This window comes from Massilia sp. CT11-137, assembly GCF_047302885.1.
Classification (GTDB): Bacteria; Pseudomonadota; Gammaproteobacteria; order Burkholderiales; family Burkholderiaceae_D; genus Telluria; species Telluria orientalis.
Genome location: NZ_JBKYMP010000001.1, coordinates 2524133 through 2549189, shown reverse-complemented (window position 1 = coordinate 2549189; position 25057 = coordinate 2524133). Strand labels below are relative to the sequence as shown.

At 64.0% G+C, this 25057-nt stretch carries 28 protein-coding genes and 1 tRNA gene; all 29 read right to left on the bottom strand.

The window, feature by feature from the left end:
• Nucleotides 1–2: 2 nt before the first annotated feature.
• The gene (locus tag ACEN98_RS11575) at nt 3–908 is read right to left on the bottom strand and encodes an ion transporter (RefSeq protein WP_413384427.1); all 906 of its coding nucleotides are present in this window, start codon (nt 906–908) and stop codon (nt 3–5) included.
• Nucleotides 905–1339: a VOC family protein gene (locus ACEN98_RS11570; RefSeq protein ID WP_413384425.1), complete on the bottom strand. Its 435-nt coding sequence runs from the start codon at nt 1337–1339 to the stop codon at nt 905–907. The genes ACEN98_RS11575 and ACEN98_RS11570 overlap by 4 nt, the downstream gene beginning before the upstream one ends.
• Nucleotides 1329–1883, bottom strand: a complete 555-nt coding sequence (locus ACEN98_RS11565; RefSeq protein WP_413384423.1) for an NADPH-dependent FMN reductase — start codon at nt 1881–1883, stop codon at nt 1329–1331. Before ACEN98_RS11565 ends, ACEN98_RS11570 begins: the two co-directional genes overlap by 11 nt.
• Before the next feature lie 69 nt (nt 1884–1952).
• The gene (locus ACEN98_RS11560) at nt 1953–2261 is read right to left on the bottom strand and encodes a hypothetical protein (RefSeq protein WP_413337346.1); all 309 of its coding nucleotides are present in this window, start codon (nt 2259–2261) and stop codon (nt 1953–1955) included.
• A 3-nt stretch (nt 2262–2264) separates the two neighbouring features.
• Entirely contained in the window at nt 2265–3476 is a 1212-nt protein-coding gene (locus tag ACEN98_RS11555; protein ID WP_413384421.1) for an MFS transporter, read from the bottom strand.
• A 178-nt stretch (nt 3477–3654) separates the two neighbouring features.
• On the bottom strand, nt 3655–4167 hold the full coding sequence (gene ispF / locus ACEN98_RS11550; RefSeq protein ID WP_413384419.1) for a 2-C-methyl-D-erythritol 2,4-cyclodiphosphate synthase: 513 nt from the start codon (nt 4165–4167) through the stop codon (nt 3655–3657).
• 15 nt (nt 4168–4182) lie between these two features.
• Nucleotides 4183–4887 carry a 2-C-methyl-D-erythritol 4-phosphate cytidylyltransferase gene (ispD, locus tag ACEN98_RS11545; protein WP_413384417.1) on the bottom strand — a complete coding sequence of 235 codons (705 nt, stop codon included), beginning with the start codon at nt 4885–4887 and terminating at the stop codon, nt 4183–4185.
• Between the two features lie 10 nt (nt 4888–4897).
• Nucleotides 4898–5590, bottom strand: a complete 693-nt coding sequence (locus ACEN98_RS11540; RefSeq protein ID WP_413385977.1) for a hypothetical protein — start codon at nt 5588–5590, stop codon at nt 4898–4900.
• 10 nt (nt 5591–5600) lie between these two features.
• Nucleotides 5601–6158, bottom strand: a complete 558-nt coding sequence (locus ACEN98_RS11535) for an NUDIX domain-containing protein (RefSeq protein WP_413384415.1) — start codon at nt 6156–6158, stop codon at nt 5601–5603.
• A gap of 52 nt (nt 6159–6210) precedes the next feature.
• Nucleotides 6211–6531 carry a DUF2818 family protein gene (locus ACEN98_RS11530; protein ID WP_413337351.1) on the bottom strand — a complete coding sequence of 107 codons (321 nt, stop codon included), beginning with the start codon at nt 6529–6531 and terminating at the stop codon, nt 6211–6213.
• A gap of 7 nt (nt 6532–6538) precedes the next feature.
• Complete coding sequence (gene nuoN / locus ACEN98_RS11525; protein ID WP_413384413.1) at nt 6539–8065, bottom strand: NADH-quinone oxidoreductase subunit NuoN; 1527 nt, start codon at nt 8063–8065, stop codon at nt 6539–6541.
• Between the two features lie 20 nt (nt 8066–8085).
• A complete protein-coding gene (locus ACEN98_RS11520) occupies nt 8086–9609 on the bottom strand; it encodes an NADH-quinone oxidoreductase subunit M (RefSeq protein WP_413384411.1) in 1524 nt (507 codons plus the stop codon).
• Nucleotides 9610–9625: 16 nt separating this feature from the next.
• Nucleotides 9626–11743: an NADH-quinone oxidoreductase subunit L gene (nuoL, locus tag ACEN98_RS11515; protein WP_413384409.1), complete on the bottom strand. Its 2118-nt coding sequence runs from the start codon at nt 11741–11743 to the stop codon at nt 9626–9628.
• A gap of 45 nt (nt 11744–11788) precedes the next feature.
• On the bottom strand, nt 11789–12097 hold the full coding sequence (gene nuoK, locus ACEN98_RS11510; RefSeq protein WP_029757428.1) for an NADH-quinone oxidoreductase subunit NuoK: 309 nt from the start codon (nt 12095–12097) through the stop codon (nt 11789–11791).
• A complete protein-coding gene (locus tag ACEN98_RS11505) occupies nt 12094–12768 on the bottom strand; it encodes an NADH-quinone oxidoreductase subunit J (RefSeq protein ID WP_413384407.1) in 675 nt (224 codons plus the stop codon). Before ACEN98_RS11505 ends, nuoK begins: the two co-directional genes overlap by 4 nt.
• Nucleotides 12769–12794: 26 nt before the next feature.
• A complete protein-coding gene (gene nuoI / locus ACEN98_RS11500) occupies nt 12795–13283 on the bottom strand; it encodes an NADH-quinone oxidoreductase subunit NuoI (RefSeq protein WP_029757430.1) in 489 nt (162 codons plus the stop codon).
• 13 nt (nt 13284–13296) lie between these two features.
• Nucleotides 13297–14379 carry an NADH-quinone oxidoreductase subunit NuoH gene (nuoH, locus tag ACEN98_RS11495; RefSeq protein WP_413337356.1) on the bottom strand — a complete coding sequence of 361 codons (1083 nt, stop codon included), beginning with the start codon at nt 14377–14379 and terminating at the stop codon, nt 13297–13299.
• A 21-nt stretch (nt 14380–14400) separates the two neighbouring features.
• Complete coding sequence (gene nuoG, locus ACEN98_RS11490) at nt 14401–16740, bottom strand: NADH-quinone oxidoreductase subunit NuoG (protein ID WP_413384405.1); 2340 nt, start codon at nt 16738–16740, stop codon at nt 14401–14403.
• A gap of 21 nt (nt 16741–16761) precedes the next feature.
• A complete protein-coding gene (gene nuoF, locus ACEN98_RS11485) occupies nt 16762–18057 on the bottom strand; it encodes an NADH-quinone oxidoreductase subunit NuoF (RefSeq protein WP_413384402.1) in 1296 nt (431 codons plus the stop codon).
• Nucleotides 18054–18530 carry an NADH-quinone oxidoreductase subunit NuoE gene (gene nuoE / locus ACEN98_RS11480; RefSeq protein WP_036230634.1) on the bottom strand — a complete coding sequence of 159 codons (477 nt, stop codon included), beginning with the start codon at nt 18528–18530 and terminating at the stop codon, nt 18054–18056. The genes nuoF and nuoE overlap by 4 nt, the downstream gene beginning before the upstream one ends.
• Before the next feature lie 17 nt (nt 18531–18547).
• A complete protein-coding gene (locus ACEN98_RS11475; protein ID WP_413384400.1) occupies nt 18548–19801 on the bottom strand; it encodes an NADH-quinone oxidoreductase subunit D in 1254 nt (417 codons plus the stop codon).
• Nucleotides 19801–20394, bottom strand: coding sequence for an NADH-quinone oxidoreductase subunit C (locus ACEN98_RS11470; RefSeq protein ID WP_413384398.1), 594 nt, complete (start codon nt 20392–20394; stop codon nt 19801–19803). Before ACEN98_RS11470 ends, ACEN98_RS11475 begins: the two co-directional genes overlap by 1 nt.
• An 18-nt stretch (nt 20395–20412) precedes the next feature.
• Complete coding sequence (locus ACEN98_RS11465) at nt 20413–20889, bottom strand: NuoB/complex I 20 kDa subunit family protein (protein ID WP_036230641.1); 477 nt, start codon at nt 20887–20889, stop codon at nt 20413–20415.
• Nucleotides 20890–20892: 3 nt separating this feature from the next.
• Nucleotides 20893–21252, bottom strand: a complete 360-nt coding sequence (locus ACEN98_RS11460) for an NADH-quinone oxidoreductase subunit A (protein WP_056137041.1) — start codon at nt 21250–21252, stop codon at nt 20893–20895.
• A gap of 297 nt (nt 21253–21549) precedes the next feature.
• Nucleotides 21550–21634: transfer RNA gene (locus ACEN98_RS11455), tRNA-Leu, on the bottom strand.
• A 209-nt stretch (nt 21635–21843) separates the two neighbouring features.
• A complete protein-coding gene (secG, locus tag ACEN98_RS11450; RefSeq protein ID WP_413384396.1) occupies nt 21844–22284 on the bottom strand; it encodes a preprotein translocase subunit SecG in 441 nt (146 codons plus the stop codon).
• A 177-nt stretch (nt 22285–22461) separates the two neighbouring features.
• Nucleotides 22462–23220: a triose-phosphate isomerase gene (gene tpiA, locus ACEN98_RS11445; protein WP_413384394.1), complete on the bottom strand. Its 759-nt coding sequence runs from the start codon at nt 23218–23220 to the stop codon at nt 22462–22464.
• Between the two features lie 112 nt (nt 23221–23332).
• The gene (locus tag ACEN98_RS11440; RefSeq protein ID WP_413384392.1) at nt 23333–24319 is read right to left on the bottom strand and encodes an NAD(P)H-quinone oxidoreductase; all 987 of its coding nucleotides are present in this window, start codon (nt 24317–24319) and stop codon (nt 23333–23335) included.
• 309 nt (nt 24320–24628) lie between these two features.
• A complete protein-coding gene (locus ACEN98_RS11435; RefSeq protein ID WP_413384390.1) occupies nt 24629–24958 on the bottom strand; it encodes a KGG domain-containing protein in 330 nt (109 codons plus the stop codon).
• Nucleotides 24959–25057: the final 99 nt, after the last annotated feature.

Genomic DNA, 25057 nt, shown 5'->3' with positions numbered 1-25057 from the left:
CCTCATTTTGCGCCAGCGTGGTGCGCCGGCAGCGCCGTCCCGCAATCCTTGCAGAACCGGGCGGTGGCGTCGTGGCCGCCGCTGCCGCACGCTGGACAATGCAGGGCCGCGCGCAACGGCCCGGTCCGCCGGTCGCCGCGGCGCAGCGTCATCTCGGCCGTCACGATCCCGGTCGGCACGGCGAGGATGCCCCACCCCATCAGCATCATGAACGAGGCGATCGCCTTGCCCAGGTTGGTGTGCGGCGTGATGTCGCCATACCCGACGGTCGTCATGGTGACGGTCGCCCAGTACATCGCGACGGGGATGCTCGTGTAGCCGTTCTTCGGTCCCTCGACGACGTACATGACGGTGCCGAGGATCAGGATCGCCATCAGCACGACGGACAGGAACACGAGGATCTTGCGCCGGCTGGCGGCGAGCGCTTCGCCCAGGCGCGTGTATTCCTCGATGTACAGGGTCAGCTTGAAGATGCGGAACACGCGCAGCAGGCGCAGGATGCGGATGTCGAGGAGCAGCTCCGTGCCCGGCATCAGCAACGAGAAATACGACGGCAGCACGGCCAGCAGGTCGATCACGCCGTAGAAGCCGCCGGCATAGCGCCACGGCCGCTGCACGCACACGAGGCGCGCCACGTATTCCACCGTGAACAGCGCGGTGAAGCCCCATTCGAACGCGTTCAGCAGGTCGGCGTGATCGCGGTGCAGCCGCGGCACGCTGTCCAGCACGACGACGAGGATGCTGAGGAGGATGGCGCACACGAGGGCGATGTCGAAGCGCCGCCCGGCCGGGGTGTCGGCCTCGAAGATGACGTCGTACATGTGCCGCCGCCACCCGGGCGGCGGCTTGCCGTAGGCGACGGGCGCCTGCGACACATACGGTGGCGCGCTATCGTCTTCCTGCCTCATGGCGCGGTGGGCGGCCCCTTCAGCTCGATCATGTTGCCCTCAGGGTCCGACAGGTAGATGGACGGGCCTTCTCCCTCGGCGCCGAAGCGCGCCGCGGCCGGCCCCGCCTCGATGCCGTGCGCGGCCAGGTGGGCGCGGATCGCGTCTTCGTCGAACGGCTCGACGCGGAAGCAGAAGTGATCGACGTTGCGCCCCTCCCTGCCGGGCGCCGCGCCGCCCGCCGCGCCCAGCTTGCCGGAGATCGGGATCAGGTCGACCATCGAACTGCCGGCGCGCAGCTGCACGAGGCCGATCTCGTCCTGGCGCCGCACTTCGCGGCAGCCCAGCACGTCGCCGTAGAAGGCCAGCATGCGCGCGAGATCCACCACGCGCAGCACGATGTGATCGATTTCGCGGATCGCGATCGGACTTTTTACGGCATCAGTCGGCATGGCGCTCCACCCACGTCGCAAAACACTCCATGAACTGCTGCAGGAAGGTTTTCAGGCCCTCGTCCGTCAGCGTGTCGCCGTCGAACTTGCTCCCGACGCCGCCGAGGTACGCTTCCGGCGACTGCATGCACGGCATGTTGAGGAAGACGAGGCACTGGCGCAAGGCGTGGTTGGCGCCGAAGCCGCCCAGCGCGCCCGGCGAGTTGGACACGACCGCGCACGGCTTGCCCGTCCACGCGGCCTGGCCGTACGGGCGCGAGCCGACGTCGATGGCATTCTTCAGGACGGCGGGCAGCGACCGGTTGTATTCCGGCGTGCAGAACAGGACGCCGTCGGCGTCGCGGATGCGGCCGCGGAACTCGGTCCAGGTGGCGGGCGGCGTGTCGGTCTCGTCATCCTGGTTGTACAGCGGCATGTCGCCGATCTCGACGATCTCCAGTTCGAGCGTGGGCGGTGCGGCCAGCATCAGGCTCTTGGCCAGCTTGCGCGTAAACGATTCCTGGCGCAGGCTGCCGACGAGCACTGCAATCTTCCTTGTTGCCATGACGGTCCTTTCGGTCTTGATGGGTCGGATGATGCCCAGAGTGTAACGACTTTCGGCGGACCGTGCGGATCAGATACGCCGGCGCCGGTATTCGTCCAGGAACGAGCGCACCTCGCGCGCCGTCAGCACGCGCACCGGATCGCCATGCCACGCGTACAGGAACGGCGGCCCGCCCGCGCGGTCGGTCAGCTTGGCACGGATGAGGAACCGGGTGCCGGCCGGATAGCGCCCGGGGTCCGACAGCGTCCTTGCGCACTGCACGCGCATCGACGTCGCGTACGCCTGCCCCGCCATCGGCTTGATGCGCAGCCGGCCAGTGCGCGGGTCCGGCACGGATTCGACCGCCACGTCGCGGTAGGCCCAGGGATCGCGTGCCATGCGTTATGCCGCCACGGCCGCGGGGGCCGGCTTCGCCTCGCGGATCGGCAGGTTGACGAGGGCGGCGGCCAGCGCCAGCGCGATGTCCGCGTACCACATCCACGAGTAGTCGCCGAAGTGCACGAATGCGAGGCCGCCCAGCCAGGCGCCGAAGAAGCCGCCGATCTGGTGCGACAGCAGCGTCAGGCCGAACAGGGTGGCGAGATAGCGCATGCCGAACAGCTTGCCGACGAGGCCCGCCGTGGGCGGCACCGTCGCGAGCCATGTGAAGCCGAGGGCGGCGGCGAACACGTAGAACGTCCACGCGGATTTCGGCGCCAGCAGGTAAGCCGCGATGATGACGGCGCGGCTGCCGTACGTGAACGCGAGCAGCCATTTCATGCGGTAGCGCTGGGCCAGCGCGCCGGCCGCGAGCGAGCCCGCGATGTTGAAGAGGCCGATGAGGCCCAGCGCCGTCGCCGAGACGCCCGCCGGCAGGCCGCACAGCGCGACCTCGCCCGGCAGATGGGTGACGAGGAAGGCGATGTGGAAGCCGCACGTGAAAAAGCCGGCGTGCAGGCAGAGATAACTGCGGTCGCGCATGGCATCGCGCACCTGCCGGCCGAGAGTGAGATCGCCATGGCCGACGACGGATTGCGCCGGCGGCTTGCCGCGCAGCGGCCACGCGAGCGGGATGGTGAGGAGGCTCGTCGCGGCCAGCGCCAGCATCGCCGTGATCCACCCGGTGGTCGCGATGAGGAACTGGACGAGCGGCGCGAACACGAACTGGCCGAACGAGCCGCCCGCGTTGATGAAACCGGACGCGAACGCGCGCCGCTCGGCCGGCAGGCGCTGCGCGGTGGCGCCGATGAGGATCGAGAAGCTGCCCGCGCCCGCCCCGCTCGCGGACAGGATGCCGAGGGTGACGAGCAGGCCCCATTGCGTGGACACGAACGGCGTGGCGGCAAGGCCGCCGGCCAGCAGCACGGCGCCCAGCACGATGACGGGCATGGCGCCGTATTTGTCGGCGACGGCGCCGAAGACGGGTTGCGACGCGCCCCACATGAACTGGCCGACGGCCATGGCAAAGCTGATCGACGCGATGCCGAGTCCGGTCGCCGTGTTCAGCGGCGACAGGAACAGGCCCGTCGTGAGACGCGCGGCCATCGTGATCATCAGGATGGCGCTGGCCGCCAGGATCAGCGTCCAGGCCGCACGTGGCGTGGTGGTGGTCATGTCGTCCCCGTTGTTATCGTCAGACCAACGATGTTACAACGGAAACGCCAATTGCGTAGGGTGGGGTATGTGAGGCCGGGGGCCTCACATACGAACGTGCCCACGCGAAGGCATGCGGACCGCGTCCCCGCGCGTGGCCACGTGATCGATGCCCCCGGCATCGATCACGTGCCCAACGTCAGGTAGCGGCCTTCAACAGGAGCACGGTCGCCTGCGCCGCCATGCCTTCTTCGCGGCCGAGGAAACCGAGTTTTTCATTGGTCTTGGCCTTGATGTTCACCTGCTGCGGCGACGCGCCGATGTCCTCGGCGATGCGCGACACCATCTGCGGGATGTGCGGCGCCATCTTCGGCTGCTGCGCGATGATGGTCGCGTCCACGTTGCCGATGGTGTAGCCGGTGCCCAGCACGCGGTTGGCCGCTTCGCGCAGCAGCACGCGCGAGTCGGCGCCGGCGAACATCGGGTCGGTGTCCGGGAAATGCTTGCCGATGTCGCCGAGGCCGGCGGCGCCCAGCATGGCGTCGATGATGGCATGCAGCAGCACGTCGGCGTCCGAGTGGCCGAGCAGGCCCAGCCGGTGCGGGATGGTGACGCCGCCGACGATCAGTTTGCGCCCTTCGACGAGGGCGTGGCAGTCATAGCCGGTACCGATGCGGAACGGCGGGGTCGGGTTGTACGATGCGAGAGCCATGATGTTCTTTACACGCTATACGAATTCAGGTTGGGACACTGCCAGGTACATCTCGGCGATCCGGATATCGTCCGGCAATGTCACTTTGAGATTGCGGGGATGCCCTTCCACCAACTTGGGGCTCAAACCGAGGGCTTCAACCGCACTAGCATCATCGGTAATCGAATCCGGATCTTTAGCCGCCGCCAGCGCGTCGCGCAGCAATTCGTAGCGAAACATCTGCGGGGTCTGCGCGAGCCACAAGCCGTTGCGGGGCACGGTGCCGGCCGCTTCGCCGTCGATGCAGCGCTTGACCGTGTCGACGACCGGCAGCGCCAGCAGGCCGCCGGCCGGGTGGTCGCCCGTGCCCGTGATCAGTTTTTCGATCAGTTCGGCAGTCAGGCCGGGACGCGCGGCGTCGTGCACGAGCACCCAGTCGGCGGGCGACAGGGTGTTGGCGAGCACGGCCAGGCCGTTGCGCACGGATTCCATGCGGCTGGCGCCGCCGCAGCGCAGGACCGTCACGCCGTGGTTGGGCGCGACGGCGTCGATACAGGGGTCGTCCGGGCTCACGACGACGAACGTGTGTGCGATGAGCTCGCTGGACAGGAATGCGTCGAGCGTGTGCCTGAGCATGGGCTTGCCGCCGATTTTCAGGTACTGCTTGGGGCTCGTGGCCCCCATCCGGGCGCCGACACCGGCGGCGGGAATCAGGGCGAAGTAACGTGGTGCTTGAGTCATGTTGTTCAATCTACGATCGGGAACGTCTTGTCGATCCAATAAGAGACTGTACCTCACCTTGGCAAACTTTGCTCAGACGCGCGTACTCCGCGGGACTGTCGATCGCGGCCTGCAATCGTTCGACACGTCCCATCTCGGCCTTAATGTACGGCATCCAGTTGCGGTCGATTTCGCGCTGGAGCAGCGTCCGCGACTCGCCGGCCCGCGCATACAACGGTTTGCCGGCAAAACGCCCGCCGAGGCGTGCGCGTACCCGCTCTTCCACTTTCGGCAGATAGTCCAGGTAAGACTTGAGATGGCGCATTTCGTGCGCAAGTATCTCGTCATACGTACACGAGTCCGGTTCGAATTCACGGCTGACGTATACGACGATGGGCTGGTAGTACAAGGTCACCGCGACGCGCGGCATCACGCATTCGGCCGCGCCGTCCGGCGCCGTGAGCAGGGTGCCGTCGACCTGGATCGCCACGCGCGACTCCGTGCGCGTGAGGCCCAGCACGTAGCCGTTGCGTACGCCGGGCCGTTTCATGCGCGTCAGGTCGCGGTAGGACACCGTGTTGTCGACGCGCCAGCCGCTCTCGCGCGTGGCGAACGTCGCACCGGCATCCCGGGCCGCGGCTTCGCAGCTCGCCTCGAACGGCGTGCGCGCGGAGGCGAAGCCGCTCCAGGCGAGCAGCATCAAGCCGAGCGCGGCCGGGCGCACAGGCTTCAAACTAAGCCGGCTTCCAGGTGCCGGCGGCGATCTTCTCCAGCCAGAACGTGCCGATCACGGTTTTCACATCCGTGATGTCGCCCCGTTGCACCATCTCCAGCATCTCGGGAATGGTCGCCGTGAAGGTTTCGAGGAATTCGCCGTCGTCCAGCTTCGCGTCGCCCGCCGTCAGGCCGCGCGCGAGGAACAGGTCGAGGTGCTCGTCCGAATACGCGATCGCGTTGTGGATCGTGCAGACGAAATGCCAGTCGGTGGCCGTGTAGCCCGTCTCTTCTTCCAGCTCGCGCTTGGCGCACGCGAGCGACGCTTCGCCCGGGTCGATCTTCCCGGCCGGGAATTCGATGAAGACCTGGTCGTTCGGATAGCGGAACTGGCGTTCGAGCAGCACGCGGCCGTCGTCGAACAGCGCGAGGATCACGACGGCGCCGGGATGGCGGATGTATTCGCGTTGCGTGATCTTGCCGTCGGGGAGTTTCACGCGGTCGCGCGAGACTTTGAGGAAGTTGCCGTCGTAGGCGATCGCGCCATCGACTTTGATTTCTTTGAGGTGGTCGTCCATGGAAGGCTCCGGTACATCGTTACTCTTGCACCGGCGCCATGGACGCTGGTGCTCAGCCGCGGCGCTTGCGCAGATATCTTAAAACGAAACCTGGGAAGGCCAGCACGACGAACAGGCAGGCGGTGATCGCATAGAACTCCCAGGTCTGGGGGAACGCGGTACCGATGCGGGATTCGAGGGCGTGGGCCAGCGCGCCGACGACGAAGTATAGAACAACCAGCTCGAGCAGGCGCACGACGAAGTATTTCGCGTGCGCCTTGTTGAGTGCCGGCTTCACGGGAATGAAGCCGAGCACGCTCTCGTTGAGGAACGGCAGGTTGGCGAACGCGAGTGCGACCGCGATCACCAACCAGCTGGCCAGGGAGGCGTCCACCGTGGCCTTACGACTTCAGCGTGAGGGACATCGCCGACAGGCAGGCCGCCAGCAGCGGGCCCGGCAGGATGCCCAGGATCACGACGAGGATGCCGTTCAGCGACAGCACGACGCGCATGTCCAGCGGGGTCGAGATCGGCGACGCATCGGCCACCTCGTCGAACCACATGACTTTCACGACGCGCAGGTAGTAGAACGCACCCACCAGCGACGCGGCCACGGCGATGATCGCGAGCCACAGCTGGCCCGAACCGACGACGACGTCCAGCACGGCCCACTTGGCCATGAAGCCCATCATCGGCGGCACGCCGGCCAGCGAGAACATCAGGGCGGTCATGACGAGCGCGTACCACGGGCTGCGCTTGGCCAGGCCCTTGAAGTCGGCCAGTTCTTCCGCTTCGTGGCCCGAGCGCGCCAGCATCATGATGATGCCGAAGGTGCCCAGCGTGGTCAGCACGTAGGTGATCGTGTAGTACATCGAGGCGCTGTAGGCGTTGGCGATGTTCGCGGCGTTCGTGGCATCGCGGGTGCCGACGACGCCGGCCATCATGCCCAGCAGGACGAAGCCCAGCTGCGCGATGGTCGAGTAGGCCAGCATGCGCTTCAGGTTGGTCTGCGCGATCGCGGTCAGGTTACCGACCAGCAGCGACAGCACGGCCAGCGCCAGCAGCATCTGCTGCCAGTCGATCGCCAGCGGCAGCAGGCCTTCGACCAGGATGCGGATCATCATCGCGAACGATGCCAGCTTCGGCGCGGCGCCCAGCAGCAGCGTGACGGCCGTCGGCGAGCCCTGGTAGACGTCCGGGACCCACATGTGGAACGGCACGGCGCCCAGCTTGAAGGCCATGCCGGCCACGACGAACACGAGGCCGAACACGAGGATCGTGTGGTTGGCGGCGTTGCTCGACACCAGCTTGGCGATCGTCGTGATGTCCAGCGAACCGGTGGCGCCGTAGATCATCGAGATACCGTAGAGCATGAAGCCCGACGCCAGCGAACCCAGGATGAAGTACTTCATCGAGGCTTCGGTCGAGATCGCGTGGTCGCGGCGCATCGCCACCAGCGCGTACAGCGACAGCGACATCAGTTCCAGGCCCAGGTAGATCGGCAGCATGTTGTTACCAGAGATCATGATCATCTGGCCCAGCAGCGTAAACAGCGCGAGCACGTAGAACTCGCCGCCCATGTTGCCCGACATCATGCCGCGGTCGGCGGTGTACTGGCGCGAGTAGACGAGGGTCACGCCCACGGCCAGGTAGGTGAACAGCTTGAGCAGGTTCGCCATCGGGTCCGACACGAACATGTTGTAGAACGTGTAGGTCGTCGTGCCGGCCTTGAAGTCGGCGTAGGTGATCACCGCGCAGCCCACCAGCGTGAGCAGCGACAGTGCGTAGGTCAGCGTGCGCTTGCCTTCCTTCTGAAACATGTCGATCAGAAGGATGGCGCAGGACGCGATGACCAGGAAGATTTCTGCAGAGACCGGCCCCAGGTTGTTGGCGGCCAGCACGGCTTGGGTGTTAATCATCGGATTCATATCGTTGTTTGTGCCTCAATTCAGTGCGCGGCGACGGCAGCGACTGCCGTCGGCAGCTTGCTGACCGACACGTGCTGCAGCAGGTCCGCGACCGACACCTGCATCGCGTCGGTGAACGGCGCCGGATACAGGCCCATGTAGATGGTCAGGATCGCGAGCACGCCCAGCATGAAGAACTCGCGGCCGTTCAGGTCGGTCAGTTCGGCCACGTGCTTGTTGCCGATCTTGCCGAACACGACGCGCTTGACCATCCACAGCGAGTACGCCGCGCCCAGGATCAGGGCGGTGGCGGCCAGCAGGCCGGTCCAGAAGTTGAACTTGACGGCGCCCAGGATGACCATGAACTCGCCCACGAAGCCCGACGTCGCCGGCAGGCCGCAGTTGGCCATCGCGAACAGCACGGAGAACGCGGCGAACTTCGGCATCACGTTGACGACGCCGCCGTAGTCGGCGATCTGGCGCGAGTGCAGGCGGTCGTACAGCACGCCGATGCACAGGAACATGGCGCCCGACACGAAGCCGTGCGAGATCATCTGCACGATACCGCCCTGCACGCCGATCTCGTTGAAGATGAAGAAGCCGAGCGTGACGAAGCCCATGTGGGCGATCGACGAGTACGCGACCAGTTTCTTCATGTCGACCTGCACCATCGCGACCAGGCCGATGTAGATCACGGCGATCAGGGACAGCACGATGATCAGCGGGGCCAGGTAGTGCGATGCGTCAGGCGCGATCGGCAGCGAGAATCGGAGGAAACCGTAGCCGCCGAGCTTCAGCATGATCGCGGCCAGCACGACGGAACCGCCGGTCGGCGCTTCCACGTGGGCGTCCGGCAGCCAGGTGTGCACCGGCCACATCGGCACCTTGACGGCGAACGCCATCAGGAACGCCACGAAGATCAGGACCTGTTCCTTCATCGTCAGCTGCAGGTTGTGCCATGCCAGGATGTCGAAGCTGCCGTTCGACTTGTTGTACAGGTAGATGATCGCGATCAGCGTCAGCAGCGAGCCCATGAACGTGTACAGGAAGAACTTAAACGACGCATACACGCGGTTCGGCCCGCCGAACACGCCGATGATGATGAACATCGGGATCAGCGTGGCTTCGAAGAAGAAGTAGAACAGCAGGCCGTCCAGCGCGACGAACACGCCGATCATCAGGCCCGACAGCAGCAGGAACGAACCCATGTACTGGGCCACGCGTTCCTGGATCACTTCCCAGGCCGAGATCACCACGATGATGGTGATGAAGGCGGTCAGCGGCACGAACCAGAGGCTCAGGCCGTCGATGCCGAGGTAGTACTGGATATTGAAACGCTCGATCCAGGCGGCTTTTTCCACGAACTGCGGGCCGTGGGCGCTATTGCTAAAGCTCGTTATCAGCGGGATCGTCGGCAAAAAGCTGATGATCGAACCGGCCAGCGCCAGCAGGCGGGTAAAGCCCGCGCGGCTGTCGCGACCGACGGCCAGCACGATGACGCCGCACAGGATCGGCAGCCAGACGGACAGGCTCAGGTAAGGAGGAAAGGTCGAAATAGACTGCATCTTGTTTTTCTCTCTTTTAAGCGTGCCAGAACGGGAAGAAGTACAGCAGCGTACCCAGCACGCCCAGGATCATCACGAACGCATAGTGGTAGATGTAACCAGTCTGGAACGTACGGACGATGGTCGAGAACCAGCCCACGACCTTCGCGGAACCGTTGACGACGAGGCCGTCGATCAGCGCGCGGTCGCCCACCTGCCACAGGCCCTTGCCCAGCAGGCGTGCGCCGCCGGCGAACACGACTTCGTTGAACTTGTCCATGTAGTACTTGTTGTCCAGCAGCGTGTGGATCGGACGCAGCGCCTTGTAGAAGGCCGCCGGCACGCGCGGATTGATCATGTAGCAGTAGTAAGCGGCGACGACGCCGGCCAGGGCCAGCATGAACGGCAGCGACGTGAACGCATGCACGCCCATCGCGGCGGCGCCGTGGAACTCGTGCGCCAGTTCTTCCATCGCCGGGTGACGCTCGGCGTTGATATAGATGACGTTCTTGAAGAAGTCGCCGAACAGCATCGGGCCGATCGCGAAGAAGCCGATGATGACGGACGGGATCGCCAGCAGGATCAGCGGCAGCGTCACGACCAGCGGCGACTCGTGCGGCTTCTGGCCCGGGGCCAGGCCGTGGTGGCCGTGGTCGTCCTCGTCCTCTTCGTGGTGGGCAGTGGCCTCGTGCAGCGCGGTCGGGTCCTTGCCTTCGCCATTGTGAGCGTGGTCGTCGTGGTGCGCGTGGTGGTCGTCATGCGCATGGGCCTTGCCGAAACGCTCCTCGCCGTGGAAGACCAGGAAATACATGCGGAACGAGTAGAACGCGGTCACGAACACGCCGGCGATGACGGCGAAGTAGGCGAAGCCCGAGCCCCACAGGTGCGACGCGTGCACCGCTTCGATGATCGAATCCTTTGAATAGAAACCGGCGAAGAACGGCGTACCGATCAGTGCCAGCGAACCCAGCAACGACGTGATCCACGTGATCGGCATGTACTTGCGCAGGCCGCCCATGTTGCGCATGTCCTGGTCGTGGTGCATGCCGATGATGACGGAACCGGCACCGAGGAACAGCAGCGCCTTGAAGAACGCGTGGGTCATCAGGTGGAACACGGCGACGTTATAGGCCGACACGCCCAGTGCGACGGTCATGTAGCCCAGCTGCGACAGCGTGGAGTACGCGACGACGCGCTTGATGTCGTTCTGGATGATGCCCAGGAAGCCCATGAACAGCGCGGTGATCGAGCCGATGATCACGATGAACGACAGTGCCGTATCCGACAGCTCGAACAGCGGCGACATGCGGGTCACCATGAAGATGCCGGCGGTAACCATCGTCGCGGCGTGGATCAGTGCCGAGATCGGGGTCGGGCCTTCCATCGAGTCCGGCAGCCAGACGTGCAGCGGGAACTGCGCCGATTTACCCATCGCGCCGATGAACAGGCAGATGCACGATGCCGTCAGCAGCGGCCAGGTCGTGCCCGGCACGAACATGGCCGACAGCGCGCCCGCCTTGGCGAACGTCTCGTCGTAGTTCATCGTGCCGGTCGCGGCCAGCAGCAGGCCGATGCCGAGGATGAAGCCGAAGTCGCCGACGCGGTTCACGAGGAACGCCTTCATGTTCGCGAAGATCGCGGTCGGACGCGTGTACCAGAAGCCGATCAGCAGGTACGAGACCAGGCCCACCGCTTCCCAGCCGAAGAACAGCTGCAGGAAGTTGTTGGACATGACCAGCATCAGCATCGAGAACGTGAACAGCGAGATGTACGAGAAGAAGCGGTTGTAGCCGTCGTCTTCCGCCATGTAGCCGATCGTGTAGATGTGGACCATCAGCGACACGGACGTGACGACGCACATCATCATCGCGGACAGCGCGTCGATCTTGAAGCCGACCGACATCTTCATGGTGCCGATCGTCATCCAGGTGTAGAGGTCGCCGTTGAACGTGGCGCCGTCGATGACCTGGTTCAGCGTCATGATCGAGATGACCATGGCGATGAACACGCCCAGGATGGTCGCGGAGTGCGACACCACGCGGCCGACCACGTTGCCGAAGAACTTGGTGCCGAGCAGGCCGGCGATCGCCGAGCCCGCGAGCGGCGCCAGTGGCACCGCCAGCAAGAGATTAGGGTTAATAATTTGCCCCGCCATGTTGAACCTTTTGTGTATTTATCAGGAGGTTGACAGACAAACCGCTTAGCCCTTCAGGCTGTCGAGGTCTTCCACGTTGATCGTGTCCAGGTTACGGAACAGGACCACCAGGATCGCCAGGCCGATCGCCGATTCGGCGGCCGCGACAGTCAGGATGAAGAACACGAAGATCTGCCCTGCCGCGTCGCCCAGATAATGCGAGAACGCCACAAAGTTCAGGTTCACCGCCAGCAGCATCAGTTCGATGGCCATCAGCAGGATGATGATGTTCTTCCGGTTCAGGAAAATGCCGATCACGGAGATCGCGAACAGGATCGCGCCCAGGATCAGGTAGTGAGCGAGCGACAACGTCATTGCGCCTCCTTGTTGACAGTGGCGGTGGCGGCGGCCGCATCTGCTGCAGCCTTGGCCGCGGCGTCGATCGCCTTCTGGTCGACCGTCTGCATCTTGACGATCTTCAGACGGTCATTACGCTTGACGCGGACGGCGAGGCCCGGGTCGATGGCTTTGGTGTCCTTGCGCTTGCGCAGGGTCAGCGCCACGGCGGCGATGATGGCGACCAGCAGGATCAGGCCGGCGATCTCGAAACCGTAGATGTACTGGGTGTAGATCAGGCGGCCCAGTTCATGCGTGCCGCCGATGTGGCCCACGGCCGACTCGGCCGGCGCATCGCCTTGGCCCAGGAAGCCGCGCCACAGCACGGCGGCCATTTCCAGCACGATCAGCGCGCCGACGCCCGACGCCACCGGGAGGTAGCCCCAGAAGCCTTCGCGCATGCGGTCGATGTTGATGTCGAGCATCATCACGACGAACAGGAACAGCACCATGACGGCGCCGACGTAGACCAGTACCAGCACGATGGCCAGGAACTCGGCCTTGAGCAGCATCCAGATACCGGCAGCGTTGAAGAACGCGAGCACCAGGAACAGCGCGGCGTGGACCGGGTTCTTGGCGGTAATGACGCGCAACCCGGCCAGCACCATCACGGCCGAGAACACGTAGAACAGAACAGTTGTGAAATCCATGACTTACGCAGGAGCCCTCTTGTTATTTATCGATACTTGGCATCGGCTTCGCGTGCGGCGGCGATGTCGTTCTCGTAGCGATCGCCCACGGCCAGCAGCATTTCCTTGGTGTAGTACAGGTCGCCGCGTTTTTCGCCGTGGTATTCCAGCACTTGCGTCTCGACGATCGAATCGACCGGGCACGATTCTTCGCAGAAACCGCAGAAGATGCACTTGGTCAGGTCGATGTCGTAGCGCGTCGTGCGGCGGGTGCCGTCTTCGCGCTGCGCCGATTCGATCGTGATGGCCATCGCCGGGCACACGGCTTCGCACAGCTTGCACGCGATGCAGCGCTCTTCCCCGTTCGGGTAGCGGCGCAGCGCATGCAGGCCGCGGAACCGCGGCGAGATGGGGGTCTTTTCTTCCGGGTACTGAACCGTGATCTTGCGCGAGAACGCGTACTTGCCGGTCAGGGCCAGACCTTTAATCAGCTCGGACAGCATCAGGCTGCCGAGGATCTCTTTAACTCGTGTCATTTTGTGTGCTTCCTTACTTCCAGATGTTCCACGGCGTCTGCATCCAGCCAGCCACCAGCACCAGCCAGATCAGGGTCAGCGGAATGAACACTTTCCAGCCGAGACGCATGATCTGGTCATAGCGGTAGCGCGGGAACGTGCCGCGGACCCAGATGAACAGCGAGACGATCAGGAACATCTTCGCGAACAGCCAGAAGAAACCGCCGATGGCGCCGAATTCCAGGAACGAGAACGGTGCGGACCAGCCGCCCAGGAACATGATCGATGCCAGCGTGCCGACGAGGATCATGTTGGCGTATTCGGCCAGCATGAACATCGCGTACGACATGCCCGAGTATTCGACCATGTGGCCGGCCACGATTTCCGATTCGCCTTCCACCACGTCGAACGGGTGGCGGTTGCACTCGGCCAGGCCGGACGTGATGTAGATGATGAACAGCGGCAGCAGCGGCAGCCAGTTCCACGACAGGAAGTTCGCGCCGTGGGCGGCGAACATGCCGCGCTCCTGGCTGGCGACGATGTCCGAGAAGTTCAGCGAACCCGACACCATCAGCACGACGACCATCACGAAGCCCATCGGGATTTCGTACGAGATCATCTGCGCCGATGCGCGCATCGCGCCCATGAACGAGTACTTCGAGTTGGCGGACCAGCCGGCGATGATGATGCCGTACACCTCCATCGACGTGATCGCCAGCAGCAGCAGCAGGCCGGCGTTCACGTTGGCGAGGGCCGCTTGCGGGCCGAACGGAATGACCGACCATGCGGCCAGCGCCGGCATGATGGTCATCAGCGGGCCGATGACGAACAGGCTCGTCGTGGCTTTCGCCGGGATCACGATTTCCTTCAGCAGCAGCTTCAGGGCGTCCGAGATCGGCTGCAGCAGGCCGGCGGGGCCGACGCGGTTCGGGCCGATACGGATGTGGATCCAGCCGATCAGCTTGCGCTCCCACAGCACGAGATAGGCCACGAGGCCCATCAGCGGCAGCAGGACGACGACGATTTTCAGCAGCGTCCACACGAGCGGCCATGCCGTCGTGCCGAGCAGGCTCGCGCCGCTGCTGTTCAGGTTGTTGATCATGTCAGGTACCGACATTTTGCTTGGGCTCCCCTGCTTTTATGCTTTAGCTACGTTGATCGGACCGAACATGTCGCCCAGTACCGAAGTCGATTCGTGGGCGGCCGCGACACGCACGACGTTCGCCGGCAGGCGCGCGTCGATATTGGCCGTCAGCACGACACTGCCCTGCCCTTGCGATACCGTGACCTGGTCGCCGGCGTTCACGCCCAGCTTTTCAGCCAGTGCCGCCGAGATGGTGGCCAGCGGCGCCTGGCCGTCGGCCGTGCGCAGCAGCGGTTCGGAACGGCGCGCGACGGCGTCGGCGAAGTGGATCGGCACGTCGGCCAGGCGTTCCAGTTGCTCACCGTTGCCGAAGAAGGCGCCGGTCGGGGCGATCTTCGTCACGTTGTTCAGCTTCGCGGACAGGTCCGTGTTGCCCTTACCGAGCGCTTCGTCGCGGATCGATTCCGAGTTCTCGTAATCGAAGCCTTGCAGGCCCAGCAGGTTGCCCAGCACGCGCAGCACTTTCCAGGCCGGACGGGTTTCGCCCAGCGGCTTGACGGTGCCGTTGAAGCTCTGTGCGCGGCCTTCGCAGTTGACGAACGTACCGGCGGTCTCGCTGAACGGCGAGATCGGCAGCAGCACGTCGGCGTACTCGGTGCCGTGCTTGAACGCGGACATCGCGACGACCATCTCGGCGCCCTTCAGTGCCTTGAGGGCTTGCGCCGGATTGGCGGCATCCAGTTCCGGTTCCGCGTTCAGCAGCACGTACGCTTTCTTCGGCTGTGCGAACAGGCCACCAGAAACCCGGGCGTTCTTCGACGTGGCGTTGACCAGGTAGCCGCCAACGGTATTGGCAGCGTCGACGAAGTAACCGAATTTCGCGCCCGTCTCGGCGGCGATCCATTCCGCGACGGCGTGCAGCTTCGATGCCTGCGGGTGGTACATCGCGGCATTGCCCAGCAGGACGGCGCCCGGCAGGTCGGCGGCATTCTCGACGACCAGCGTCGCGGCAACGGCTTTCGCAGCGTCGCCGGCGGTGACGCCCTCGAAGCCGGCCGGTGCCTGGACACCCTTCGCGGCGGCGACGGCGACGGCGATTTCCGTCAGCGCGGCGAGCCAGTCACTCGGTGCGGCGATGATGCGGTTCGCGGTCGGGATCAGGTTGTCGTCGGCCGAGCCGTGGACGATCGACAGTTTAGCGCCCGACTTGACGGCGGCGCGTAGGCGCGTCGCGGCCAGCGGGTGGTCCTTGCGCAGGAACGAGCCGACGACCAGCACGCGCGACAGCGTCGACAGTTCGGCGATCGGCATGCCCAGGTGCGGGACGACCTTGCCGTCCAGCGCGAAGTCGGTCTGGCGCAGGCGGAAGTCGACGTTCTCGATGCCGAAGCCACGCATGGCTTTCTGCAGCAGGAACAGCTCTTCGACCGTCGAGTGCGCGGTGCCGATGGCAGCGATGGAATCGGCGCCGTGCTCGTGGCGGATGTTGCGCAGGCCGTGGGCGACGTATTCCAGCGCCGTCTGCCAGTCGGTCTCGATCCACTTGCCGTCCTGCTTGATCATCGGCTGCGTGAGGCGCGACGCGTTGTCGAGGGCTTCGTACGAGAAGCGGTCTTTATCCGACAGCCAGCACTCGTTGATGTTCTCGTTTTCCAGCGGCAGCACGCGCATGACCTTGCCGCCCTTGACCTGGACGATCAGGTTCGAACCGAGCGAATCGTGCGGCGACACCGAACGGCGGCGCTGCAGTTCCCACGGACGTGCGGAGTAGCGGAACGGCTTCGACGTGAGTGCGCCGACCGGGCACAGGTCGATCATGTTGCCCGACACTTCCGAGTCGACCGACTTGCCGACGAACGTCGTGATTTCCGAGTGCTCGCCGCGGCCCAGCATGCCGAATTCCATCACGCCGGCCACTTCCTGGCCGAAGCGCACGCAGCGGGTGCACTGGATGCAGCGGCTCATCTCTTCCATCGAGATCAGCGGGCCGGCTTCCTTCGGCGCCACGACGCGTTTTTCTTCCTGGTAGCGCGATTCGCCCTTGCCGTAGCCGACCGCGAGATCCTGCAGCTGGCATTCGCCGCCCTGGTCGCAGATCGGGCAATCCAGCGGGTGGTTAATCAGCAGGAATTCCATGACGGATTTCTGCGCCTGCACGGCCTTGTCGCTGTGCGTGCGCACGATCATGCCCGGGGACACCGGGGTGGCGCAGGCAGGCAGCGGCTTCGGCGCTTTTTCCACTTCCACGAGGCACATGCGGCAGTTCGCCGCGATGGACAGCTTCTTGTGGTAGCAGAAGTGCGGGATGTAGCTTCCCAGTTTGTTTGCGGCGTCCATCACCATCGAACCCGGTGGGACTTCGACTTTCTTGCCGTCTAATTCGATTTCAACCATTTGATCGTTACCTGACCTGGTTTAGAGGTAAGTCGGCACCAGGCAGTGCTTGTGCTCGACGTGATATTCAAATTCTTCGCGGAAGTTCTTGATCATGGCGCGAACCGGCATCGCGGCGGCATCGCCTAGTGCGCAAATGGTGCGGCCCTGGATGTTGTCGGCGATCGAGTTCAGCATGTCCATGTCTTCCGGACGACCCTGGCCATGTTCGATGCGGTGGACCATGCGGTACATCCAGCCCGTACCTTCACGGCACGGCGTGCACTGGCCGCACGATTCCTCGTAGTAGAAGTAGGACAGGCGCAGCAGCGACTTGACCATGCAGCGGGTCTCGTCCATGACGATCACGGCGCCCGAACCCAGCATCGAACCGGCCTTGGCGATCGAGTCGTAGTCCAGGTCGGTCTGCATCATGACGTCGCCGCGCACGACCGGTGCCGACGAACCGCCCGGGATGACGGCCTTGATCTTCTTGCCACCACGCATGCCGCCGGCCAGCTCCATCAGCTTGGCGAACGGCGTGCCCAGCGGGACTTCGTAGTTGCCCGGACGCTCGACGTCACCGGAGATCGAGAAGATCTTCGTGCCGCCGTTGTTCGGCTTGCCCAGCCCCATGTACTCGGCGGCGCCCATGTTCAGGATGAACGGGACGGCTGCGAACGTTTCCGTGTTGTTGATCGTGGTCGGCTTGCCGTACAGGCCGAACGAGGCCGGGAACGGCGGCTTGAAGCGCGGCTGGCCCTTCTTGCCTTCCAGCGATTCCAGCAGCGCGGTTTCTTCGCCGCAGATGTAGGCGCCGTAGCCGTGGTGGGCGTGCAGCTGGAACGAGAACTCCGAACCCATGATCCTGTCGCCCAGGAAGCCGGCGGCGCGCGCCTCTTCCAGCGCCTCTTCGAAGCGCAGGTATTCCTGGAAGATCTCGCCGTGGATGTAGTTGTAGCCCACGGTGATGCCCATCGCGTACGCGCCGATGGCCATGCCTTCGATCAGCGCGTGCGGGTTGTAGCGGATAATGTCGCGGTCCTTGAACGTGCCCGGTTCGCCTTCGTCGGTGTTGCAGACGAGGTATTTCTGGCCCGGGAACTGGCGCGGCATGAAGCTCCACTTCAGGCCGGTCGGGAAACCCGCGCCGCCGCGGCCGCGCAGGCCGGACGCCTTCAGGTCGGCGATGATCTGCTCGGGCGTGATCTTCTCTTCCAGGATGCGGCGCAGCGCGGAATAGCCACCGCGCTTGACGTAGTCTTCCAGGTGCCAGTTGTCGCCGTTCAGATCCTTCAGGATCAGCGGATTGATGTGGCGGTCGTGCAGGCTGGTCATTTGTTCAGTTCCTCCAGCAGGGCGTCGATCTTCTCGTCCGACATGAACGAGCACATGCGGTGGTTATTCACCAGCATGACCGGCGCGTCGCCGCAGGCGCCCATGCACTCGCCTTCCAGCAGGGTGAACTGGCCGTCTTCGGTCGTGTCGCGGAAATTGATGCCGAGGGCATCCTTGATACGCTGGGCGGCACGCTCGCCGCCCGACAACGCGCACGGCAGGTTGGTGCACACGGTGATCTTGTGCTTGCCGACCGGCTTGATGTTGTACATGTTGTAGAAGGTGGCCACTTCCTGGACGGCGATGGCGGGCATGCCGATGTAGTCGGCCACTTCCTGCATCGTTTCCGGCGACAGCCAGCCCTTTTCGACCTGCGCGTGGGCCAGCGCGGCCATCACGGCCGACTGGCGCTGGTCGGCCGGATACTTGGCCAACTCGCGGTCGATTTTTTTCAAGCACTGCTCAGATAACATAATCTTTTCTACCCTTCTTATCGGTCGATCGAGCCGAACACGATGTCCTGCGTACCGATGATGGTGACGGCGTCGGCGATCATGTGACCGCGCGCCATTTCATCCAGCGATTGCAGGTGGACATAGTCCGGGGTGCGGATCTTCAGGCGGTACGGCTTGTTGGCGCCGTCCGAGACGATATAAATGCCGAACTCGCCCTTCGGATGTTCGACCGCTGCGTAGGCCTCGCCCGGCGGGACGTGGAAGCCTTCGGTGAACAGCTTGAAGTGGTGGATCAGCGATTCCATGTTGGTCTTCATGTCCACGCGCGACGGCGGGGCGACCTTGTGGTTGTTCGTCATGACCGGGCCCGGATTGGCGCGCAGCCAGGCGATGCATTGCTTGATGATGCGGTTCGACTGGCGCAGTTCCTCGATGCGCACGAGGTAACGGTCGTACGAGTCGCCGTTGGTGCCGACCGGGACGTCGAATTCGACCTTGTCGTACGCGGCGTACGGCTGCACCTTGCGCAGGTCCCAGGCGATGCCCGAGCCGCGCAGCATCGGGCCCGAGAAGCCCATGCCCATCGCGTCTTCCGGCGTCACGACGCCGATGCCGACGGTACGCTGTTTCCAGATACGGTTGTCGGTCAGCAGGGTCTCGTATTCGTCGACATAGCCGTCGAAGCGCTTCGTGAACGAGTCGATGAAGTCCAGTACGGAGCCCTGGCGGGTCTCATTCAGTTCGTCGATGGCCTTCTTGCTGCGCAGCGGCGATTCGCGGTGGCGCGGCATCACGTCCGGCAGGTCGCGGTACACGCCGCCCGGGCGGTAGTAGGCCGCGTGCATGCGCGCGCCCGACACGGCTTCGTACACGTCGAACAGGTCTTCGCGGTCGCGGAACGCGTACAGGAACGGGCCCATCGCACCGATGTCCAGCGCGTGCGCGCCCAGCCACATCAGGTGGTTCAGGATGCGGGTGATCTCGTCGAACATCGTGCGGATGTATTGCGCACGGATCGGCACTTCGATGCCCAGCAGCTTCTCGATGGCCAGCACGTAGCCGTGCTCGTTGCACATCATCGAGACGTAGTCGAGGCGGTCCATGTACGGCACCGACTGCAGGTAGGTGCGGGTCTCGGCCAGCTTCTCGGTGCCGCGGTGCAGCAGGCCGATGTGGGGGTCGGCACGCTGGATGACCTCGCCGTCCAGTTCCAGCACGAGACGCAGCACGCCGTGCGCTGCCGGGTGCTGCGGACCAAAGTTCAGGGTGTAATTCTTAAGCTCAGCCATTATTTCATCCCGTAGGTTTCTTCGCGGATCACGCGCGGAATGTTTTCGCGCGGCTCGATCGTCACGGGTTGGTAGATCACGCGTTTCTGCTCGGGGTCGTAGCGCATCTCGACATAGCCCGAGATCGGGAAGTCCTTGCGGAACGGGTGGCCGATGAAGCCGTAGTCGGTGAGGATGCGGCGCAGGTCGCCGTGGCCCTCGAACAGGATGCCGAACAGGTCGAACGCTTCACGCTCGAACCAGTTGGCGTTGCGCCAGACGCTCGTGACGGAGTCGACCAGCGGCATGTCGTCGTCCGGGCAGAACACGCGGACGCGCACACGCCAGTTGTGCTCGATCGACAGCAGGTGCGACACGACGGCGAAACGCAAACCGTCCCACGTGCCTTCGCCGTAGGACGAGTAGTCGACGCCGCACAGGTCGACGAGTTCCTGGAAACGCAGCGCGGGATCGTCGCGCAGCTTTCGCATGGAGGCCAGATACTCGGAGGCCTTCACTACTACCGTTACTTCGCCCAGCGCCACGGTAATGGCAGCGCCCTCGCCCAGAGCATTCTTCAGGGCGAGTTCGAGGGCTTCGATTTTTGTCGTCATGGTTGAAACCGGCTTGGATTATCGCGCGATGGTATTGGTGCGCTGGATCTTATTCTGGAGCTGGATGATGCCGTACAACAGGGCCTCGGCGGTCGGCGGGCAGCCCGGGACGTAGACGTCGACCGGCACGATGCGGTCGCAGCCGCGCACGACGGAGTACGAGTAGTGGTAGTAGCCGCCGCCGTTGGCGCACGAACCCATCGAGATGACCCAGCGCGGCTCGGCCATCTGGTCGTACACCTTGCGCAGCGCAGGTGCCATCTTGTTGCACAGGGTACCGGCCACGATCATCACGTCGGACTGGCGCGGCGACGGGCGGAACACAACGCCGAAACGGTCGAGGTCATAGCGCGCGGCACCCGCGTGCATCATCTCGACCGCACAGCATGCCAGGCCGAACGTCATGGGCCACATCGACCCGGTACGCGCCCAGTTGATCAGTTTGTCGGCTGTGGTAGTGACAAAACCTTCGTTTAAAACGCCTTCAATAGCCATGGCTTATTCCCAATCAAGGGCACCTTTCTTCCAGATGTACCAGAAGCCGACGATGAATTCGACGATGAACACCATCATCGTCAGGAATCCAGGCAGGCCCAGGTCGCGCATCGAAACGCCCCAAGGGAAGAAGAATGCCGTTTCCAGATCAAACAAAATAAACAGGATCGCGACCAGGTAGTACCGGACGTCGAACTTCATGCGCGCGTCTTCGAAGGCTTCGAAGCCGCATTCATACGGAGAGAGCTTGGCGGGGTCGGGGCGGTGCGGACCGACGACACGGCCCAGCACCTGCGATGCGACGCCGACGACGGTGCCGATCACGATGAAGAGTAAGACGGGGAAGTAGTTCTCGAGGTTCACGATGAAGCCTTAGTTGAACGATCGGTTGAAAAAACACTGCAGGGGCTGCAGTACCGCATCGCGCAATCCTGGCTATTGGCCTACACCAGGATCGTACGACTGGAGACTCTCAATCACCTGTTCCGCGTTGCCGATCCCGACCTTCGAGGCTCGCCGCACGTTCGTACGACCGGGCTTCTCGGGCCAGAAGCGCCGCCGCAGGGGACGGTTCTTCAAAGCCTCCGACAGATCCTCGTAAAAAAGCCAGCTAGTGCTAACGAGCGGAAGCTCATGCGCCCTAGCTGGCTTCTTGTATCTTGGTGCCGACGGCGAGACTCGAACTCGCACAGCTTGCGCCACTACCCCCTCAAGATAGCGTGTCTACCAATTTCACCACGTCGGCTGGAGACCAGTATTCTACTCTGACTTAGCAGCATTTTTCAATGCTCAAATTGCGCTAAACCAAGAAAAAATACTCTTTTTCTCAACTTTATAAAACTTGTGTTTACGGCGGGCCGCGTCGAGAGTCCGGTCGCCGGCGCTGGCGGACCGAAGCCCGCAGAATGTTACACCACCCTGCTCGCGCTTGCAGGAAGTGGCCGCGCCGCAAAATTACTTGGCAGGCGCGGGTGCCGGAGCAGCCGGTGCGGCTGCCGGCGCAGGCGCCGGCACGTCCTGCGTGGCCGACGGTGCAGGTGCAGCGGGTGCCGGAGTCGGTGCGGTCGTCGGGACGGCATCGCCTGCGCCGGCGGGAACCTTGGCGGCCGGGACCGTCACGCGTTCCATCACGCCGCCGCCGACACTCGCGTGCGGACGATTGGTGCCGAAGTACGCGAGACCCAGTGTCGACGCGAAGAAGATCGCGGCGGCGACGGCCGTCGATTTCGACAGGAAGTTCGACGAACCGCTGGCGCCGAACAGGCTGCCGGACGCACCGGAACCGAAGGCGGCACCCATGTCCGCACCCTTGCCGTGCTGGACGAGCACGAGACCGATGATGGCCAGCGCGGAGATGACCTGTACGACGACGATCAGATTGAACAACACGTTCATTGTTTATTCCATTCCAAGGTTGACTACGTTTGCAAAAACTTTGCACCACGTCGTCCCTGCGAAGGCAGGGACCCAATTTTCCAAGCATCGTGGCAGCGCCCGAAACTTGGGTTCCCGCCTGCGCGGGAACGACGCTTTTGCTTCATCGCCCGGATGGAATTTCCAACCCGGCACTATTCAGGCGGCGTGTATGATGGCAAGAAAATCTTCCGCCCTCAAGGCCGCGCCTCCGATCAGCCCGCCATCGATATCCGGCTGGGCCAGCAGTTCCTTCGCATTCTCCGGCTTCATGCTGCCGCCATACAGAATCGGTACGACTTCCGCCGCTTCCGCGTTGCGCGCCTTCAGTTGCGCGCGCAATTGCGCATGCACTTCCTGCGCCATCGCCGGCGTCGCGTTCCTGCCGGTGCCGATGGCCCACACGGGCTCATAGGCCACGACGATCTTCGCCACCGATGCCGCGTCGAGCGCTTCCAGCACCGCGTCGAGCTGGGCGGCGACTACCTGCGCCGTCTCGCCCGCCTCGCGCTGCTCCAGCGTTTCGCCGACGCACACGATCGGGGTCATCCCTTCGGCCAGTACCGCCTGCGCCTTTTTTGCCACCAGCGCGCTGTCTTCGCGGTGGTAGGCGCGGCGCTCGGAATGGCCGACGATCACGTAGCGGCAACCGAACTCGGTCAGCATCTTTGCGCACACTTCGCCAGTGTACGCGCCGGACGCGTGCATCGACACGTCCTGCGCACCCCAGGCGAGCGGCGTACCGGTCAGCACGTCTTCGCACTGCTGCAGGAACGGCGTGGGCACGCAAACCGCGCACAGGGCGGACGAACCGCGGCGCGCATTGTCGAGGCCGGCGACGATCCCCTTCAGCAAAGCTTCATTGGCCGCGCGGCTGCCATTCATCTTCCAGTTGCCTACGATGAGCTTGGCACGCATTACAACCTCACGGTCAAATAACCCGTTATTGTAACGGGCGTTGAAAAACCGGTCAAACCGGGCCTGGCACGGTTGTTCAGTCGCTTATTCATTGTATTTTTCATTGTCTTGTTCAGTGCCCGGCGACACGCAGCATGATCTTGCCCACGTGCGCACTGCTTTCCATCAGCGTGTGCGCGGCGGCGGCTTCTTCGAGCGGGAACGTCTTGTAGATGACGGGTTTTATTTGACCAGCCGCCAGCAGCGGCCACACGCGCTCGCGCAACTCGCGCGCGATCTGCGCCTTGAACGCCACCGGGCGCGGACGCAAGGTGGAACCCGTGATCGTCAGGCGGCGGCGCAGCACCTGGCCCAGGTCGACGTTCGCCTTCGCCCCGCCCAGCAGGGCGATGATGACGATGCGGCCGTCGTCCGCGAGGCATGACACCTCGCGCGCCACGTAGTCGCCGCCAACCATGTCGAGCACGACGTCGACACCCTTCCCGCCCGTCAGTTCCTTGACGATGGGCGCGAAGTCCTCGGTCTTGTAGTTGATCGCGCGCTCGGCGCCCAGGTCCTCGCACGCGCGGCATTTGTCGGCGCTGCCGGCCGTCGCGAACACGCGGTGGCCCAGCGCCTTCGCCAGCTGGATCGCCGTGGTACCGATACCGGAGCTGCCGCCCTGGACGAGCAGCGTCTCGCCTTCGCCCAGCGCGGCGCGCTGGAACACGTTGCTCCACACGGTGAAGAACGTCTCCGGCAGCGCGGCCGCCTCGAGCGCCGTCAAGCCTTGCGGCACCGGCAGGCATTGCGCGAGCGGCGCCGCGCAGTACTCGGCATAGCCGCCGCCCTGCACGAGGGCGCAAACGAGGTCGCCTTTCCTGAATCCGCTGTCGCCGAGGTCGCCGTCGACGATCTCGCCGGCCACTTCGAGGCCCGGCAGGTCGGAGGCGCCGGGCGGGACGGGATACTGGCCCAGCCGCTGGAACACGTCGGGCCGGTTGACGCCGGCCGCGTGGACGCGGATGAGGATTTCGCCCGGTTTCAATTGCGGCACCGGGCGCTCGCACAGCTTGAGCACCTCCGGTCCGCCTGGTTGGACAATTTCTATAGCACGCATGGCATACCCTAGTTAAATGATGAGCAATGGTACCCCATTGGCCCTGATCACCCAAGCATGCCGCGCCAGAAAATGGCTGCTATCGCTAACAATGAGCAAGAAAATGCTCATTTAATGAGAAAATGTAGTAAATTTACTGCATAGCTCACAGATCGTGTAGTAGCCGGCCGGACGCACGAAACGACACCGCCAGCCTCGAAAGGCTGGCGGTGTCGGGAACGTCGTGGGTGCGATACAGAACGGCCGGGCAGCATGCGAACTCACCGGCGACGCCAGTGCACGCGGCCTGCCCGCCGCGGCCGGGTCACATCACTTCTTGTCGTTCTTGTGGCTCTGCGAGCCGGCTTTGGCGTGCTGCTCCGGCGTGCCGCCGCGGGTGCTGTTGCCGCTTTGCTGGCTGCCGCCACCGCCCTGGCTCTGCTGGCTGCCGCCGTCGTTCTTGTGGCTCATCGAGCCGGCACGGCGTGCCTCTTCCGACGTGAACTCGTGGGCGTTGCCCGAGGCGTGCGCAGCCTTGCCGCCTTCCGAGGCGATTTCACGCTGCTTCTGCGGGTCCATCGATGCGAAACCGCGGTTGCTGGTGTCGCCGCTCTGGTTGTTGCCCTTGTTGCCGCCTTGATTGTTGCCTTGGTTTGCCATGATTGCCTCCAATGGTTGAGTTGTCGTAAAGCTCATGAAAACTGCTTCAGAGGTCCTCATCGTAGCCCCGAGAAGGCGAGCGGAACACCAAGGTTTGGC

Coding starts and splice junctions, on each gene's coding strand:
- ACEN98_RS11575 (WP_413384427.1), bottom strand. CDS start 908: ATGAGGCAGGAAGACGATAGCGCGCCACCGTATGTGTCGCAGGCGCCC.
- ACEN98_RS11570 (WP_413384425.1), bottom strand. CDS start 1,339: ATGCCGACTGATGCCGTAAAAAGTCCGATCGCGATCCGCGAAATCGAT.
- ACEN98_RS11565 (WP_413384423.1), bottom strand. CDS start 1,883: ATGGCAACAAGGAAGATTGCAGTGCTCGTCGGCAGCCTGCGCCAGGAA.
- ACEN98_RS11560 (WP_413337346.1), bottom strand. CDS start 2,261: ATGGCACGCGATCCCTGGGCCTACCGCGACGTGGCGGTCGAATCCGTG.
- ACEN98_RS11555 (WP_413384421.1), bottom strand. CDS start 3,476: ATGACCACCACCACGCCACGTGCGGCCTGGACGCTGATCCTGGCGGCC.
- ispF (WP_413384419.1), bottom strand. CDS start 4,167: ATGGCTCTCGCATCGTACAACCCGACCCCGCCGTTCCGCATCGGTACC.
- ispD (WP_413384417.1), bottom strand. CDS start 4,887: ATGACTCAAGCACCACGTTACTTCGCCCTGATTCCCGCCGCCGGTGTC.
- ACEN98_RS11535 (WP_413384415.1), bottom strand. CDS start 6,158: ATGGACGACCACCTCAAAGAAATCAAAGTCGATGGCGCGATCGCCTAC.
- nuoN (WP_413384413.1), bottom strand. CDS start 8,065: ATGAATCCGATGATTAACACCCAAGCCGTGCTGGCCGCCAACAACCTG.
- ACEN98_RS11520 (WP_413384411.1), bottom strand. CDS start 9,609: ATGCAGTCTATTTCGACCTTTCCTCCTTACCTGAGCCTGTCCGTCTGG.
- nuoL (WP_413384409.1), bottom strand. CDS start 11,743: ATGGCGGGGCAAATTATTAACCCTAATCTCTTGCTGGCGGTGCCACTG.
- nuoK (WP_029757428.1), bottom strand. CDS start 12,097: ATGACGTTGTCGCTCGCTCACTACCTGATCCTGGGCGCGATCCTGTTC.
- ACEN98_RS11505 (WP_413384407.1), bottom strand. CDS start 12,768: ATGGATTTCACAACTGTTCTGTTCTACGTGTTCTCGGCCGTGATGGTG.
- nuoI (WP_029757430.1), bottom strand. CDS start 13,283: ATGACACGAGTTAAAGAGATCCTCGGCAGCCTGATGCTGTCCGAGCTG.
- nuoH (WP_413337356.1), bottom strand. CDS start 14,379: ATGTCGGTACCTGACATGATCAACAACCTGAACAGCAGCGGCGCGAGC.
- nuoG (WP_413384405.1), bottom strand. CDS start 16,740: ATGGTTGAAATCGAATTAGACGGCAAGAAAGTCGAAGTCCCACCGGGT.
- nuoF (WP_413384402.1), bottom strand. CDS start 18,057: ATGACCAGCCTGCACGACCGCCACATCAATCCGCTGATCCTGAAGGAT.
- nuoE (WP_036230634.1), bottom strand. CDS start 18,530: ATGTTATCTGAGCAGTGCTTGAAAAAAATCGACCGCGAGTTGGCCAAG.
- ACEN98_RS11475 (WP_413384400.1), bottom strand. CDS start 19,801: ATGGCTGAGCTTAAGAATTACACCCTGAACTTTGGTCCGCAGCACCCG.
- ACEN98_RS11470 (WP_413384398.1), bottom strand. CDS start 20,394: ATGACGACAAAAATCGAAGCCCTCGAACTCGCCCTGAAGAATGCTCTG.
- ACEN98_RS11465 (WP_036230641.1), bottom strand. CDS start 20,889: ATGGCTATTGAAGGCGTTTTAAACGAAGGTTTTGTCACTACCACAGCC.
- secG (WP_413384396.1), bottom strand. CDS start 22,284: ATGAACGTGTTGTTCAATCTGATCGTCGTCGTACAGGTCATCTCCGCG.
- tpiA (WP_413384394.1), bottom strand. CDS start 23,220: ATGCGTGCCAAGCTCATCGTAGGCAACTGGAAGATGAATGGCAGCCGC.
- ACEN98_RS11440 (WP_413384392.1), bottom strand. CDS start 24,319: ATGCGTGCTATAGAAATTGTCCAACCAGGCGGACCGGAGGTGCTCAAG.
- ACEN98_RS11435 (WP_413384390.1), bottom strand. CDS start 24,958: ATGGCAAACCAAGGCAACAATCAAGGCGGCAACAAGGGCAACAACCAG.